Consider the following 14,952-nt stretch of genomic DNA (forward strand, 5'->3'; position numbering starts at 1 on the left):
AGATTGAACAGGTTCGCACAAGCGTTCGAAGGGTATAGAGTAACTAAATCAAAATGCTAATATATTTTTGCGGGAGAACCCTTTGACACCATGGCTTTCACACACACATCCCTCTCATTCCTCTACGTGGTGAAATTCGTCATCGGGCCAACATCGATGCGTATGCTTATTGCTCACCTTAGAGGAGGGATTGACATCATGACACACAACATCCAACGCTTCCTTGCGCTATTCACCATCCTCATGCTCCTATCCACACTGATGCCCACCAATCTCGCACATGCAGATACGACCACGTTCCGATATATTCAATTGAACCTGACGGACGAAGAAGTCGAAACATTATATGAAGCAAGTCTCGTTTACGAAGACATCACATATTATGGGGTACGTGAATCTGCTGACATTTGGCGCTTTATGATTGATGCAGAAACGGTCGATGACTCATTAATTGACTTGGTCACTCTTTATAATGCTGAAGGTGTTCCGTACACGTTTATCCCGAATACCATCACGGAAGCGTATCCTGTCGAAGTGGAGGAACCACCTGTTGTGACTGAACCAGATGAACCAGAAGAGGTAACACCCCCAGTGGAAACAGAACCAGAGCCGGTCGTGGAAGAACCGATGACTGAACCGATGTTGCCGGTGCTCGCTTTAGAAGCACAGAACATCGCCGGGGTCGACAAGGCCGTTGTCGGAGGAGAAATATCGTATACGTTCATTGTAGAGAACACAGGAGACACGCCGATGACGGTGACAGAACTTTCTCATAAGTATGTGAGCGGAGACATCGATCATCAATCAATCGAATCGTTCAATCAACGCGTATTTGATCGTTTGCATAAATTAATAGGAGAAGACGGTCTCTTGCCGGGAGAACGGGTGGAAGTGACAGCAATCTTGTCCGTTCCGTCTGATTATTCAATCCACACACACCCTGAGATCGGCAGTCTGTTTCGTGTGACGGGAGTGGACGAATATGACCGTGTCGTCACAGCAGAAAGTCAACAAATCGTGCTCTTGCAACAACCTGATTTTACAGTATCAGGAACGAGCGAGTTGACGACCGTTCAGCCTGGGGAACCTGTCCGATACACATATACAGTGACGAACACCTCTAACGTCACCTTGTTCTTGTCTGATGTGACACTCACATGGCCGAGCGGCGCCTTGACATATGAGGAACAACAGATGGCAAATGAACGATTCATGAAGCAGGTTCAATCGATTCCTGCATTCATCAACGGATTTGGACCGGAAGAAGTCGTCACGTTTTCATTTGAACTCCCGCTTCTCCCGTCCTATGACGTCCGAGCTGGAGCGGAATTGGTTCAACAGGCAAGATTTACGCTCTATGTGAACGAAGGGGTGACCGTCACTCGCTCTGTCGATGTGCCGGTTGCAGTAAAACAACCTGTTCCAATCAAAGAGGACGAACCGAAACAAGTTCCTGAGAAAGAAGCGAAAATCGAAACACCAGTCGTGAAGGTTGTCGTGAAAGAGCGAGAGACTCCCCCGGTGCAACTCGAAGATGAAGTTGACACGTATTCGCAAGATGTGCTCCCGATGACAGGAGAGACGAACGAAACGTGGCATGCGATGCTTGGGCTCCTCTTGTTTGCATCTGGACTCCTCTTGATGATTCGTCGGAAGCACCCATCCACCAAATAACGATTGTGTATCCCTCCTTGTCTAATTCAGGAGGGATTTCTTCTGATTCCGCTTCGATACTTTTTTCGTGGAACGATTTTGTTATAATGAACAAAGTGAAATAGGAAACGATGTTCAAAGGAGCTAGACATAGATGAAATGGAAACAACTCGTCATCCCGACAATGGCCTCTGCGCTTTTGTTAAGCGGATGTTCAATGAAAATCCCGATGGGTGAAGAAGAAGCGACACCAACCGGCGAAGAAACAGCAGCAGAAGGTGTCACACAAACGATCGAAGCACGTGACTCTTATTATCAAATGGTCATTCCGTTCAAAGCGGCAGCGGCGCGAGGACTTGCCCAGCGCCAAGTGAGCTCGTCGTTAGAACTGGAAGAGGTCGAACTCGGTCTCATGCGCCACTCGACAGACGCGTTTGACCCAGACAAATTCGCCTATCAGGAAGGACAGCTTTTAAATGCGGAAGATGTCTCTACTTTACTTGGACGTAAAGGTGGTAGTGACGAAGGGTTAACGCCATTAAACCCGGCGTATGCGGACGGGAAGGCAGAAGTTGAGAACGACAAGTTTGTCGATGCGAACAAGAAGTCACCTCTTTATTTGGCGTCAATCGTAGAACAGAACTATATGACGAAAGCGGATAGCGGATATCAGCTTGGCGGTGTGTCGTTCGCACTCATTTTGAATCGTGAGTATGTCTTCCAGGCACCGAACTACGGACCGACCTACACGGTGAAACTCGACCAGAAGAAAGTAATCGCAGAAGGTGAACGAATGGCGAACGAACTTGTCGCCCAGTTACGGAAGCGAGAAGATTTTAAAGATTTGGATATAAACGTCGCACTCTATATGAAGTCGACCCAAGGTTCACCGACTCCGGGGAACTATATCAAATCAGCCTTTGTCGGAACGGATGATCAGGTCGCAACCGGTGACTGGAAAGCCATCGATGAGAAGTACTACTACTTCCCATCTGCGACAGCAACGAACGATGTCCGTGAGGACGCTCAGAAATTCACGCTGTTCAGTGACCGAATTGCCGACCTCTTCCCAGACTATAGCGGGATGATCGGAAAAGGCTTTTATCAAAACGGTGACTTGTCACGACTGGAAATCGATATCCCGATCCAATTCTATAGTCGCGCCGAGCTCGTCGGATTCACACAACATGTGGTCGGCTTGCTCGAAAACCGCTGGGAATATAGCCGGAATGTGCCGGTTCGCATCAACGTGACGTCACTTGGCGGAGACCCTGAAGTGACGATTGTGTTTGAGGACGGCATGGATAGCCCGAAAGTATACTTCTAATCGAGAAGAGGTTCGTTTTTTGAAACGAATCTCTTCTTTTTTTCGTATGAAAAGTGAAAGGATTATCTTTGACCTTATTTGACCAATTGAGTAGAATAGAGTTAACAGAAACGGGAAAGGGATAGGTGAGGTGAATCCATATGGCTAAAAACTATTACGACGAGCTCGGTGTCTCAAAAGGAGCAACCGAACAAGAGATTAAACGTGCATACCGTAAATTGGCGAAACAGTACCATCCGGACGTCAATAAAGACCCTGGCGCACAAGAACGATTCAAGTCGGTCCAGGAAGCTTTCGACGTATTGAGCGACCCAGAGAAAAAAGCAAACTATGACCGATACGGTAGCCCGGATGGACCGTCGTTCGGACAAGGATTCGGAGGCGGTGGAGAAACTTACGGGGAAGGCTCGTCGCAGTTCGAAGATCTATTCCGACAATTCGGAGGCGGATCGCGTACGACCTCGCGAACTTTCGGATTTGAAGATATGTTCGGAAGCTTCTTTGACCAAGCAGTCGAGGAAGACTTGGATGAGACCGTACGTGTCAACATCCCGCTCAGTCAATTGACGAAAGAGTCAAAAGTGAGCCTTCGCCTTCAGACTGGCACGGTGAACGTCAAGATTCCACAAGGTGCCTATGAAGGTCAAAAGTTGCGGTTAAAAGGAAAAGGAAGTCGCGTCGGACAATCGGGGAACCGAGGAGATGTATACGTCGAGCTTCACTTTGCGGATGACGATACGTATCGTCGTGAAGGAGAGCATATCGTGACAGTGAAACGATTGCGTCCGCTCGACTTTTTGGACGGAGCGAGCGTCATCATTGCCACGCTCGACGGAGGACGGGTGAAGTTGAAAGTGAAACCGGGAAGCCGCCCGGGACAACGGATGCGGATTCCGGGTCGCGGTGTTATGACCGGATCGAAGGTGCGGTCGGACTTATTCGTCCAACTCGAGGTCGACCTGCCTCTTGATGAGACGTACCGTTCTGTTTATGAGCAAATCGAACGTTAATGGATAAGGAGGAATCGTGATGGACTTTAATCGTTTTACCGATAAAGCACATGAATGCATTGTCAGTTCACAGGCGTTAGCGAAACAATATCATCATAGTGAAATCAATGAGTGGCACGTCTTGGCGTCCATGATTTCACAGACGGACGGGATCGCACCGTTGCTGTTTCAAAAAATGGAAATCAACGTGTCTGAGATTGAAGGCGAAGTCGCGCTTTCTTTAAGAAATGCACCAAAACTTCAAAACCCGACGACACCGATGATTTCGGCTTCTTTGCTGAACGTTCTAACGACTGCGGAGCGGGAAGCGACAGGGATGAATGATGAATACGTATCGGTCGAACATATTTTACTCGGCATCTTGTTGAACAGTAGTCAGGCACAGGCGATGCTTGAGCGAAAAGGAATCACAGAAGAGCGACTCCGTGAGGCGCTCGTCGCCGTACGAGGCAATCGTCGGATCACGTCGAAGTCGCCTGAAGCGACGTATGACGTCTTGACGAAATACGGACGAGACCTCATTCAAGAAGTGAAGACGGGGAAAATCGATCCGGTCATCGGACGCGATAGCGAGATTCGTCGTGTCATTCGGATTTTGAGTCGGAAAACGAAAAACAACCCGGTCCTCATTGGGGAACCGGGTGTCGGGAAGACAGCAATCGTCGAAGGACTCGCTCAGCGAATCGTCCGAGGTGACGTACCGGAGAGCTTGAAAGACAAAACGATCTTCAGTCTCGATATGAGCTCGCTTGTCGCCGGTGCGAAATACCGTGGTGAGTTTGAGGAACGTCTTCAAGCTGTCTTATCTGAAGTGAAAGAGGCGGAAGGTACAATCATCCTCTTCATCGATGAGTTGCATACAATTGTCGGGGCAGGAAAGTCGGAAGGGTCGATGGATGCCGGGAACATGTTAAAACCGATGCTCGCCCGAGGTGAGCTGCACTGTATCGGTGCGACAACGCTAGATGAGTATCGCCAATATATCGAAAAAGATCCTGCTCTTGAACGGCGTTTCCAACAAGTTCTCGTCGCTGAACCGGACGTTGAGGATACGGTCTCAATCTTGCGTGGCTTAAAAGAACGCTTCGAGATTCACCACGGGGTACGCATCCATGATAACGCCCTCGTCGCAGCGGCTGTCTTGTCAAATCGTTATATCACAGACCGCTTCATGCCGGACAAGGCGATCGACCTCGTCGACGAGTCGTGTGCGATGATTCGGACAGAGATGGAATCGATGCCGGCTGAACTCGATGAGTTGGTTCGTCGGGTCATGCAACTTGAAATCGAAGAGGCGGCGCTTAAAAAAGAGAGCGATGCAGCTTCAATGAAACGACTCGAAGCACTCCAACAAGAATTGGCATCGCTCCGTGAACAGTCTGACTCGTTACGTCTTCGCTGGGAGAATGAGAAAGAGTCGACGCACCGCGTGCAGCAAATCCGTGGAGACCTTGAAAAGGTACGCCTCGAGTTACAAGAGGCAGAAAGTCGCTACGACTTGAATCGGGCTTCGGAACTGAAATATGGACGAATCCCAGAGCTCGAGCGCGAACTAGAAGAAGCGGAACAGTTGGCGGGTTCGGTGACACGCGAACTCGTGCGGGAAGAAGTGACGGAAGAAGAAATCGCCGAGGTCGTCTCAAAATGGACCGGTATCCCGGTGACGAAACTGACAGAAGGAGAGCGGGATAAACTGCTTAACTTAGAAGCGGTTTTACACAAGCGTGTCTTCGGTCAAGATGACGCGATTCGCTTAGTCAGTGACGCGGTCATTCGGGCGCGCGCTGGAATCAAAGACCCGAACCGTCCAATCGGTTCCTTCCTCTTCCTTGGGCCGACTGGGGTCGGGAAGACGGAACTCGGGAAGGCGCTCGCAGAAGCGATGTTTGATTCGGAAGACCATATCGTTCGACTCGATATGAGTGAATATATGGAGAAACATGCCGTATCACGACTGGTCGGTGCACCTCCTGGCTATATCGGGTATGAGGAAGGCGGCCAGTTGACGGAAGCGGTTCGCCGTAACCCGTACTCGGTTCTCTTACTCGATGAGGTCGAGAAGGCACATCCGGACGTCTTCAACATCTTGTTGCAACTGCTTGATGATGGTCGATTGACCGATTCGCACGGGCGCATCGTCGATTTTAAAAATACAATCGTCATCATGACGTCGAACATCGGGGCAGATATTTTGCTTGAAGCAGCGAGAGACGGTGTGATTGATGAAGACGAGGAGCGCCAAGTACTTGAGAAGCTCCGCCGCCATTTCCGTCCTGAGTTCTTGAACCGGGTCGATGAAACGATTCTGTTCCATCCGCTCACGAAGGATCAAATCGGTCAAATCGTCGAGAAGGCGGTCGGACGAATGAGTGAACGACTCACGACGCGCTCGATTCATATCGAGATCACAGACGCAGCAAAAACGTTCGTCGCCGATGAAGCGTACGAACCTCAATTTGGTGCCCGTCCAATCAACCGTTACGTACAACGGACGATCGAGACGAAACTTGCCCGAAGCATCTTAGCCGGGGATGTCGAAGATGGTCAAACGGTCGTCATCGATGTCGAGAACGGGGAATTGACGTTACGTCCATCGACGGTCAATGCATAAGGAAAGAGGAATCCAAAATCGGATTCCTCTTTTATGTACGTTGATGTTTTCGTCGCAAAAGCAGAAAACTGACACCTATAAAAATGAGATAGAGCACCGTTCCGAAAAATAAGTTGAGTACCCACGGGATTGTTCCCATAAATGTGGCGCGGGTTGCTTCCTGAAACCAGAGCAGTAACCAAAAGAATAAGCCAAGACTCGTTGCGAGTAGCGCATAAAACCCCAACAAGCCTTGTTTCGTCCACCGCTTGATTCCAAATCCCAATAAAGTCGTAACGACAAAAATCGCACCTAGCCCAATATAAAACAATCCATCGATTGGTAATGACTGCACCTACATGACTCCCTTCTCACCACCAGATTCATATAGTCTCATCTTACACTGTGAGGAAATAAATGGGAATCTTTATTGTGAAACGAGAGGACGTTCTGGCTGATAGATGCAGTACGGTTCTGCCTCCTTATAATCACCAGTAACCGCATAGGCTCTAGCCCGCGAACCACCACAGAGATAACGATATTCGCAATATCCGCACTTTCCGTGATGACTATCCGGATCACGCAACGCTTTGAAGATTGGATGATGACGATAAATATCGGCGAGTGGTGTCGTTCTGACATTCCCGCAAAGAATCGGTAAAAATCCAGAAGGTTGGACGTCACCTGTGTGCGAGATAAAGACAAATCCGTTCCCGTCATTCGTTCCGCGAGGGGCCTTCGCCAAATCATCATGGGGATGTCCGATGGGAGGAAGTCCTTCTGCTTTTCGCCGCTGATTTTCTTGTCGTGCCACCCGTCGATAAAACTGGGCTTCCGTCGTCGAGATGATGAACGGCGCCGTCTCTTGTAACGAGAACGCCCACTTCAGCACCTCTTCATGTCGTTCGGGAGAGATGGGTTGTAATAGGGATCCTCGCCCGGTCGGCACAAGGAAAAAAAGCGTCCAGACTGATACGCCGAGGGACTCCACGAGTTTTGCCATCTCAGGTAAGCGATCGACGTTATATTCGGTCACCGTCGTGTTGATTTGGAACGACATGCCTTCTTCTCGGAAGTAGGAGATTCCTCGGATGGTACGGTCGAAACTGCCGCGTGTTCCTCTAAAGTAATCGTGTGTCTGTGCATCCGGACCATCGATCGAAAACGCCCAACGTGACAACCCGGCAGCTTTTGCCCGTTTCACAGCGTCACGGGTAACGCGGGGTGTGGCAGAGGGTGTCATCGAGACACGCATCCCGAGAGATGAGGCGTACGCGGTCAATTCAAACAAATCTTCGCGCATGAGGGGGTCCCCGCCTGTGAAGACGAGAATTGGATTGTCCATCGCGTGAATATCACGAATGAGTGCCTTCCCTTCTTCTGTATCGAGTTCATTTTCGTATCGGTGAAACTGAGCCTCGGCCCGGCAATGGACACAGGAGAGGGCGCAAGCACGTGTCACTTCCCAAATGACGATAAACGGGTTCTCGTTATAATCGATGTGTTTCATACTGTCACCAACTGCTTCAATTTCAGGTTGTCGACCGCTTGTTTTGCAGAATCAACACAGTCTGGTAAACCAACCCCATGGAGAATGGCGCCACACGCCTCGACTCCGTCCCACTTCGCGAGCACTTCTTCAAAGGTGTGGACATCTTGTTTATGTCCAACCTCATATTGGGGCATCGTCTGAACATGGCGTTCGACTTTCGTGAAGAGTGGTGTCCCGACTTTTTGAATGCGACGGAGCTCGTGCAAAGCGAATGTCGCGATCGTATCATCCTCTTCGTGCAACAAGGACGAGACATAATCAGAACCGATGTACATCCGAATCAACGCTTTCCCTTCAGGTGCCATATGTGGCCACTTCTTATGCATCCAACTGCAAGCGGTCAAGGCGTTGCCTTCCGACTTGGCGATGACGTAACCTGTCCCGTCTAGCGCCTCGACCTCTGATTCGTCGAATGCGGCAAGAACGGTCATGGAGGACGTTCGCTTACGAGTCGACAAACGCTCGGCTTCCGGAAAACCGAGCAGCGGCCCGAGCATGTTTGGGGAAGTCGCAAGAATGATCCCGTCGAACTGCTCGACCGTTCCATCCGCCAATGTGATTTCATGCGGTCTTACGGACTTGACGATTGTCTTCAGTACGAGCCGGTCAATGGAAGGGCGGAGCGCTTCGACGAGTGCACCGAGTCCTTGGTCGATGGATAAAAACTTTCCGGTCTCTGACGGCTTCACCCCAGCCTGAGAAGGCGGTGTGAGTGCTTTCATCCCGAGAATCAGACTGCGAGTTTTTTGTTCAATCGTGATAAACTGAGGGAAAGTAGACTCGATGCTCATATCGTCGAGCGTCCCGTTATAAATCCCGGACAGAAGGGGCTCAATCATCGTGTCGACGACTTCTGATCCGAGTCTCGTCCGAAAGAAGCGGTCGAGCGAGATGTCCTCTCCTTCATATACACGCGGAATGACAAGGTCGAGTCCGGCACGAAATTTCCCTCTCCACGTAAAGAGATCCGTTTTTACCATCGGCCAAAACTTGGTCGGAATACCCATGACCGATCCGGCGGGCATCTGTCTCAGTTGTTGACGGACATAAATGTAAGAGGTCCCAGTTTTAGAGCGGACGAGTTGATCTTCAAGGCCAAGGTCGGTAATGAGAGACGTCAAGGTTGGCTTACGCGCCATATAACCGTCCGGCCCGGTCTCTAACGTAAATCCATCTCGATAGATGGTTTTGATTTTTCCACCGAGACGGTCTTGTGCCTCGAACAGTGTGACGTGTGCGCCGGCTTCTTTGGCATAATGTGCCGCGGCCAGCCCGGCGATGCCACCTCCGATAATTGCGATCTGATTCAATCGATTCACCCATTTCTATAATAAAGTTCTTGTCATATTAACGGTACCGAGAATATAGACGCAGACATAGGATAAGTGTCACGGAGTTCTAGACAAATTTGTCACGAATTCGAAAGGGGACGATGAAATGATGGCTTTCATCATTGTCGCGACGGTCATCGTGTCAGGTGTGGTTGGTTTTATTGTGACGATGAATCGGCATGGGGAAAAGTTGGTCGGGGACGAAGAAAGTCCACCGATGATTTGGGCGGATGAGGACTGGTATAAAGATGATGGACCGCCAGACGGGTAATATGATAAGATGACCCGGTTGAAATTTGATGGAACATGAGGTGATCGAATGAATGTACTCGAACAACAGTTGAACCACTTGATTGATGAGTGTCGTCCGTATACGGCTCAGGGGAAAGTGGCGGACTACATCCCAGAACTGGCGCATGTGAAAAACGATTTACTCGGGGTGGCGATTTGTTTGCCGGACGGTACGTATATTCACGCTGGGGACGTTCATCACAAGTTTACGATTCAAAGTGTATCGAAGGCGCTGACGCTTTGTTATGTACTGATGGAATTTGGGGAAGACTATGTGTTTTCAAAAGTAGGGATGGAACCGACGGGTGATGCGTTCAACTCGATCGCGAAACTCGAGGAGACGGTCCCGTCAAAACCGCTGAATCCGATGATCAATGCAGGGGCGTTAGCGGTGACGAGTATGATTTTAGGGGAGACGGCTGACTTAAAGATTTATCAGTTCCGCCAATTTTTAGCGACCTTGTTGAATCGACCCGTAGAGGAGATTACGTACGATGAAAAAGTCGCTCGCTCTGAATACGAGACGACCGACTTGAATCGCGCACTCCTCTATTTCATGCGCCATCATGGAATTGTAGAAGGAGACGTCGATGAGATTATCGACGTATATACGAAACAATGTGCCATTGAAATCGATTGTTTTGACTTAGCACGAATCGGGCGTGTCTTCGCAGGGAACGGGGAAGACCCGGAGACAGGTGAAGAATTAATTCCCCGTCGTGTCGTCCGGATCGTCAAAGCCATCATGACGACATGTGGCATGTACGATGCATCAGGCGAGTTCGCCGTCCGTGTCGGTCTTCCCGGAAAGAGTGGGGTGTCGGGTGCGATTTTAGCAGTCGGGAACCACGAACTGGATTTGAATAACGTCGGGTTTGGCATCTTCGGTCCGGCGCTTGATTCAAAAGGGAATTCGATCGCGGGGATGAAGTTGCTTGAACTATTGATTGAACGGTATACATCGCGTTAAATTGATAGGTGCTCCACGGATTCATCAAGTTCCTGCTGTAAGACTTCAACTTTTTTGTCATATGGGGATTGCAGGTCGGTAGGAGGGGTGAAGGCCAGCCAACGCTTCAACAGTTGATCATGGTCATTCATCTCACCGAGTTCGGTTTGCATCTTTTTTAACGTACGGACGGTGTCGATTGACGCGTCCGACTCGTAGTTTAACAAATATTCATGCAAGTATCGCTCACGTTTCACGGCTAAGCGAACCTTATGAAGCGCTTCGATTTGTTCTTTTCCACTCGATTGTTCATGATAGATGCGAATTCGTTGTTTGCGTTCGCTTTTCGCCTTTTCTAACATCGGAGAGGCGTTCGTTTTTTTAAACGCACGAAACAACGGTCCGCCGATGAAACGACGAATTTGTTGGTCGAGTGAGGGGGTCATCTTTTCACTGACTCGTGTCGAGAGAATGGTTCGTTCGATGGCCCGTTGCTTTTCCATTGTTTGTAGAAATGCTTCATCAAGCTCAGTTTTTACATCAAACTGTTCGATGAGGACATCGAGGTCACGTACATGACCGAGTGCTTCCATCAATTGTTTGAGTTGCCGGAACGTCGCCGGCTTTGTCTCAAAGATCTGCATGAACGTGATCAGCTTTCGTAAATGAACGCGGGCGCGATGAATGTCCTCGGAATTGTTGAACGAGAGGGCCTCGGTCACGTAGTGGTTGAATGTATTCCACGTTTCTAACAGCTCAAATTTAAGTTTTTCTGCATGCCGTTGATTCATGATATTGTTTCCTTTCTGAAAAAGAGATGAGGGTTGTCCATGTACCAAACACATTCATTAAACGAAAAAATAAAACTGTTCTTTACGATTTTCTTTCCAATCCTAGTCACGCAAGTGTCTTTTTATTTGATTAGCTTTTTTGATACCGTCATGTCCGGACGCGCAGGCGCCGTCGATTTAGCCGGTGTCGGTGTCGGTTCGAGTCTTTGGATGCCCGTTTACACCGGGCTTAGCGGAATCTTGCTGGCAGTTGCCCCAATCGTGTCGCAAGCGCTCGGCGCACGGGACCGTCAACAAATTCAACGCACGTTATTTCAAGGCATCTACTTAGCCATCATGCTCAGTGTAATCACGCTGACATTAGGGTCTTTCCTCGTGCCACTCGCAATCGAAGGGATGGGGCTTAGTACGGAGGGGAAGCGAATCGCGACCCAATACTTACTTGCGCTTGGTTTCGGTGTCTTGCCGATGTTCTTGTTCAACGTGCTTCGCACGCTCATGGATGCGCTTGGCAAGACGAGGGTCTCGATGATCCTCATACTATTAGGGTTACCCATTAATGTCGGATTAAATTACATCTTCATCTTTGGAAAACTCGGGATTCCGGCGTACGGTGGCGTCGGAGCAGGAATCGCCTCGAGCATCACTTATTGGTTGCTCTTTTTCATGGCATTCTTTTTCGTCCGAAACGGAAAGCCGTTCCGCGAGTACAAGTTCTTACGGACATCGGAGCGAATCGTCTGGCTCAGACAAAAAGAGTTGTTACAACTCGGGACACCAATCGGGCTAGCAATCTTCGCTGAGGTCAGCATCTTTGCTGCAGTCACGCTACTGCTCAGCTCATACGGTGACCAAATCGTCGCGGCACACCAAGCGGCCATTAACTTTGCGTCGTTTGTGTACATGCTCCCGTTGTCGGCATCGAGCGCGTTGACGATTGTCGTCGGGTATGAACTTGGTGCGAAACGACTACAGGACGCCGTTCGATATGCGAAGATCGGAATTTCGCTTTGTCTAGGTGTCTCCATCTTCTCGGGTGCTTTCTTGTTTTGGCAAAACGAACGCGTCGCAGCCATTTATACGAATGATGCGACAGTCGTGGACCTTGCGGCACACTTCATGATTTTTGCCGTGTTCTTCCAGTTATCAGATGCTGTCGCCGCACCGATTCAAGGGATTTTACGAGGCTTTAAAGACGTCAACATTACGTTAGTTCTCTCTCTCGTCGCCTATTGGGTCATCGGCTTACCGCTCGGTTATGTGTTGGCGGAGCATGCTGGATTTGGACCGGATGGCTACTGGATTGGATTGATTGCCGGACTGGCTGCCGGAGCGGTCTTATTATTCCTTCGACTAGTGTGGATTGTCCGTCGCTTCGGGACGCTTCAATCGACGTCATAACCCAAAGGTTGTTCACAAGTGTGAACAATCTTTTATTTATCTAAAATTGGTCTATACAACTATACTTTTATTCGATATGATAACATGGAAGAAAACAAAAGAAGGAGTGGTGAAGCGATGGGGACATTGATCAATGCTCATATCGTGTCAGCGGAACAAACGTGGGAGCGTGGGTACATCAGATGGAGTGACCAATCGATTGAAGAAATCGGATCGATGGAACAGTTTAAGCAACGAGATAAGAGCGTGATCGATGTCTCGGGTGCGCTCGTCACGCCTGGCCTTATCGATGTCCATATACACGGGGGATATGAAGTCGACACGATGGACGCGGACGAGTCACGGCTTCGTCAATTAAGTGAAGACATGCTTCAAGAGGGCGTCACGTCATTCTTTGCGACCACGATCACCCAGTCGAAAGAAGCGATTGAACGTGCGTTGACAGCAGTTCGGAACGTCATTGAATCAGAGGACACGACCATCGTCGGGATTCATTTGGAAGGGCCGTTCGTCAATGTAGAGATGGCGGGTGCACAACCAGCAGAACATATCACTGACCCGGATGCGGAACAATTCCGAAAGTGGCAAGAGCTTGCCGGGGGTCATATCCGACTCGTCACGTATGCACCGGAACGACCGGGAGCCCGAGCATTTGAAGCAGCCCTTCGTGAATCGGGTGCGATCGGTTCAGCGGGACACACGAGTGCGACGTTTGAAGAGAACAAGCAGGCGGGCGTCAAACATGGAACACACCTATATAACCAAATGCGTGGCTTGCATCATCGGGAACCGGGAACGGTCGGATATTGTCTCTTAGAGAAAGGGGTCATGGCCGAAATCATTCCAGACGGGATTCACAGTCGTCCGGAGATGGTCGATTTTGCTTACCGCTTAAAAGGAGCGGATGAACTCGTCGTCATCACGGATGCGATGCGGGCGAAGGGGCTGCCTGACGGACAGTATGAACTTGGGGGACAACCCGTCATCGTAGAAGGAGGCGCTGCCCGTCTTGAAGCAGGAAATCTCGCCGGGAGTGTCTTGACGATGGATGCGGCATTCCGAAATATTCAAGCGTATACGGGATGTACGGTGGGAGAAGCGGTCAAAATGACTTCGACGAATGCGGCAAAAGAATTCGGATTGACGACAAAAGGAGATATCAAATCGGGGTTTGATGCGGACCTTGTCGTTTGGGATGACACAGCACATGTTCAAATGACAATCGTCAAAGGAAACATTGCATATGAACGGGAGGAACAACGATGAACGTATTAGTCGCAAAGACAGCGAATGACGCGGAACGTATCGCCTATTCGCTCATTAAAGAACGGATTTCAGGGAAACATGACTTCGTACTCGGTCTCGCGACAGGCAGCACGCCGGTCGGGATGTATCAAATGTTTAAACAAGACGCGCTCGATTGTAGCCATGTGACGAGCGTCAATTTAGATGAATACATCGGTCTATCACCAGAGCATCCACAAAGCTACAACCGCTTTATGAAAGATCGTTTGTTTGACGAAGTGCCGTTCAAACAAAGCCATCTTCCTCAAGGTGATGCACCAGACCCTGAGGCGGAGGCGGCTCGTTACGAAAGTCTCGTCCGAAAGCTTGGTGTTGACTTACAACTTCTCGGTATCGGGGAAAATGGTCACATCGCATTTAATGAGCCGGGCACGGCGCTTGATGCGAAGACACATGTGACGGAACTCACCGAATCCACACGAGAGGCAAACCGTCGCTTTTTTGACCGGTTGGAAGACGTGCCGACGCATGCGATCACGATGGGACTCGATACAATCATGAATGCGCGTGAGATCGTTCTTGTGGCGACGGGCGAGCGAAAGGCAGAGGCCGTACAACATATGATTGAAAGCGTACCGACGGTCGACTGGCCAGCGACGATCCTTCAAGCGCATCCAGGTGTGACGGTCGTACTCGATGAAGCGGCCGCATCGCGCTGTGCGGATGCCCTTCAAGCACGAGGACAAGAAGCAGCAACTCGATTCTTCACTATTCGGGCTTAATCAACCTGCGGAGACATCTCCGTGGGTTTT

At 49.8% G+C, this 14,952-nt stretch carries 13 protein-coding genes; 9 read left to right on the forward strand and 4 right to left on the reverse strand.

Going from position 1 to position 14,952, the window contains the following annotated elements; all coding sequences use genetic code 11:
* The first annotated feature begins 198 nt into the window (after positions 1 to 198).
* From ACQKD4_RS12270 to clpB, 4 genes are all read left to right on the forward strand, one after another.
* Entirely contained in the window at positions 199 to 1,674 is a 1,476-nt protein-coding gene (locus tag ACQKD4_RS12270) for an LPXTG cell wall anchor domain-containing protein (protein WP_427373517.1), read from the forward strand.
* A 133-nt stretch (positions 1,675 to 1,807) separates the two neighbouring features.
* Positions 1,808 to 2,980: a CamS family sex pheromone protein gene (locus ACQKD4_RS12275; RefSeq protein WP_427373518.1), complete on the forward strand. Its 1,173-nt coding sequence runs from the start codon at positions 1,808 to 1,810 to the stop codon at positions 2,978 to 2,980.
* A 140-nt stretch (positions 2,981 to 3,120) separates the two neighbouring features.
* Positions 3,121 to 3,990, forward strand: a complete 870-nt coding sequence (locus ACQKD4_RS12280; protein WP_214696751.1) for a DnaJ C-terminal domain-containing protein — start codon at positions 3,121 to 3,123, stop codon at positions 3,988 to 3,990.
* 19 nt (positions 3,991 to 4,009) lie between these two features.
* Positions 4,010 to 6,601, forward strand: a complete 2,592-nt coding sequence (gene clpB, locus ACQKD4_RS12285; protein ID WP_214785768.1) for an ATP-dependent chaperone ClpB — start codon at positions 4,010 to 4,012, stop codon at positions 6,599 to 6,601.
* Positions 6,602 to 6,632: 31 nt separating this feature from the next.
* Here clpB and ACQKD4_RS12290 read toward each other — a convergent pair whose 3' ends face one another.
* The 3 genes from ACQKD4_RS12290 to hemG form a co-directional block, all read right to left on the reverse strand.
* Positions 6,633 to 6,935: a hypothetical protein gene (locus tag ACQKD4_RS12290; protein WP_427373519.1), complete on the reverse strand. Its 303-nt coding sequence runs from the start codon at positions 6,933 to 6,935 to the stop codon at positions 6,633 to 6,635.
* A gap of 72 nt (positions 6,936 to 7,007) precedes the next feature.
* Entirely contained in the window at positions 7,008 to 8,090 is a 1,083-nt protein-coding gene (locus ACQKD4_RS12295; RefSeq protein ID WP_214696757.1) for a TIGR04053 family radical SAM/SPASM domain-containing protein, read from the reverse strand.
* The gene (gene hemG / locus ACQKD4_RS12300) at positions 8,087 to 9,451 is read right to left on the reverse strand and encodes a protoporphyrinogen oxidase (protein ID WP_427373521.1); all 1,365 of its coding nucleotides are present in this window, start codon (positions 9,449 to 9,451) and stop codon (positions 8,087 to 8,089) included. Before hemG ends, ACQKD4_RS12295 begins: the two co-directional genes overlap by 4 nt.
* Before the next feature lie 121 nt (positions 9,452 to 9,572).
* Here hemG and ACQKD4_RS12305 point away from each other — a divergent pair, with 121 nt between their 5' ends.
* A complete protein-coding gene (locus ACQKD4_RS12305; protein WP_198930000.1) occupies positions 9,573 to 9,734 on the forward strand; it encodes a hypothetical protein in 162 nt (53 codons plus the stop codon).
* 48 nt (positions 9,735 to 9,782) lie between these two features.
* Positions 9,783 to 10,724, forward strand: a complete 942-nt coding sequence (gene glsA / locus ACQKD4_RS12310) for a glutaminase A (RefSeq protein ID WP_074032972.1) — start codon at positions 9,783 to 9,785, stop codon at positions 10,722 to 10,724.
* On the opposite strand, the gene ACQKD4_RS12315 is transcribed toward glsA, so the two are convergent.
* Positions 10,721 to 11,494, reverse strand: coding sequence for a CHAD domain-containing protein (locus ACQKD4_RS12315; RefSeq protein WP_427373523.1), 774 nt, complete (start codon positions 11,492 to 11,494; stop codon positions 10,721 to 10,723). The genes glsA and ACQKD4_RS12315 overlap by 4 nt on opposite strands.
* A gap of 39 nt (positions 11,495 to 11,533) precedes the next feature.
* Between ACQKD4_RS12315 and ACQKD4_RS12320 the strand changes: the two genes are divergently transcribed.
* The 3 genes from ACQKD4_RS12320 to nagB all read left to right on the forward strand — a co-directional run bounded on the left by ACQKD4_RS12320 (position 11,534) and on the right by nagB (position 14,922).
* A complete protein-coding gene (locus tag ACQKD4_RS12320; RefSeq protein WP_339963537.1) occupies positions 11,534 to 12,895 on the forward strand; it encodes an MATE family efflux transporter in 1,362 nt (453 codons plus the stop codon).
* 117 nt (positions 12,896 to 13,012) lie between these two features.
* Positions 13,013 to 14,161: an N-acetylglucosamine-6-phosphate deacetylase gene (nagA, locus tag ACQKD4_RS12325; protein ID WP_427373524.1), complete on the forward strand. Its 1,149-nt coding sequence runs from the start codon at positions 13,013 to 13,015 to the stop codon at positions 14,159 to 14,161.
* Positions 14,158 to 14,922 carry a glucosamine-6-phosphate deaminase gene (nagB, locus tag ACQKD4_RS12330; protein WP_427373526.1) on the forward strand — a complete coding sequence of 255 codons (765 nt, stop codon included), beginning with the start codon at positions 14,158 to 14,160 and terminating at the stop codon, positions 14,920 to 14,922. Before nagA ends, nagB begins: the two co-directional genes overlap by 4 nt.
* The last annotated feature ends 30 nt before the right edge of the window (positions 14,923 to 14,952 follow it).

The sequence above is a fragment of the Exiguobacterium sp. NPDC077395 genome (assembly GCF_050269125.1).
Taxonomy (GTDB): Bacteria; Bacillota; Bacilli; order Exiguobacteriales; family Exiguobacteriaceae; genus Exiguobacterium; species Exiguobacterium aestuarii_A.

What these genes read in the sequence shown, in the direction of transcription:
- ACQKD4_RS12270 (WP_427373517.1), top strand. Translation starts at nt 199, where the DNA reads ATGACACACAACATCCAACGCTTCCTTGCGCTATTCACCATCCTCATG.
- ACQKD4_RS12275 (WP_427373518.1), top strand. Translation starts at nt 1,808, where the DNA reads ATGAAATGGAAACAACTCGTCATCCCGACAATGGCCTCTGCGCTTTTG.
- ACQKD4_RS12280 (WP_214696751.1), top strand. Translation starts at nt 3,121, where the DNA reads ATGGCTAAAAACTATTACGACGAGCTCGGTGTCTCAAAAGGAGCAACC.
- clpB (WP_214785768.1), top strand. Translation starts at nt 4,010, where the DNA reads ATGGACTTTAATCGTTTTACCGATAAAGCACATGAATGCATTGTCAGT.
- ACQKD4_RS12295 (WP_214696757.1), bottom strand. Translation starts at nt 8,090, where the DNA reads ATGAAACACATCGATTATAACGAGAACCCGTTTATCGTCATTTGGGAA.
- ACQKD4_RS12305 (WP_198930000.1), top strand. Translation starts at nt 9,573, where the DNA reads ATGGCTTTCATCATTGTCGCGACGGTCATCGTGTCAGGTGTGGTTGGT.
- glsA (WP_074032972.1), top strand. Translation starts at nt 9,783, where the DNA reads ATGAATGTACTCGAACAACAGTTGAACCACTTGATTGATGAGTGTCGT.
- ACQKD4_RS12315 (WP_427373523.1), bottom strand. Translation starts at nt 11,494, where the DNA reads ATGAATCAACGGCATGCAGAAAAACTTAAATTTGAGCTGTTAGAAACG.
- ACQKD4_RS12320 (WP_339963537.1), top strand. Translation starts at nt 11,534, where the DNA reads ATGTACCAAACACATTCATTAAACGAAAAAATAAAACTGTTCTTTACG.
- nagA (WP_427373524.1), top strand. Translation starts at nt 13,013, where the DNA reads ATGGGGACATTGATCAATGCTCATATCGTGTCAGCGGAACAAACGTGG.
- nagB (WP_427373526.1), top strand. Translation starts at nt 14,158, where the DNA reads ATGAACGTATTAGTCGCAAAGACAGCGAATGACGCGGAACGTATCGCC.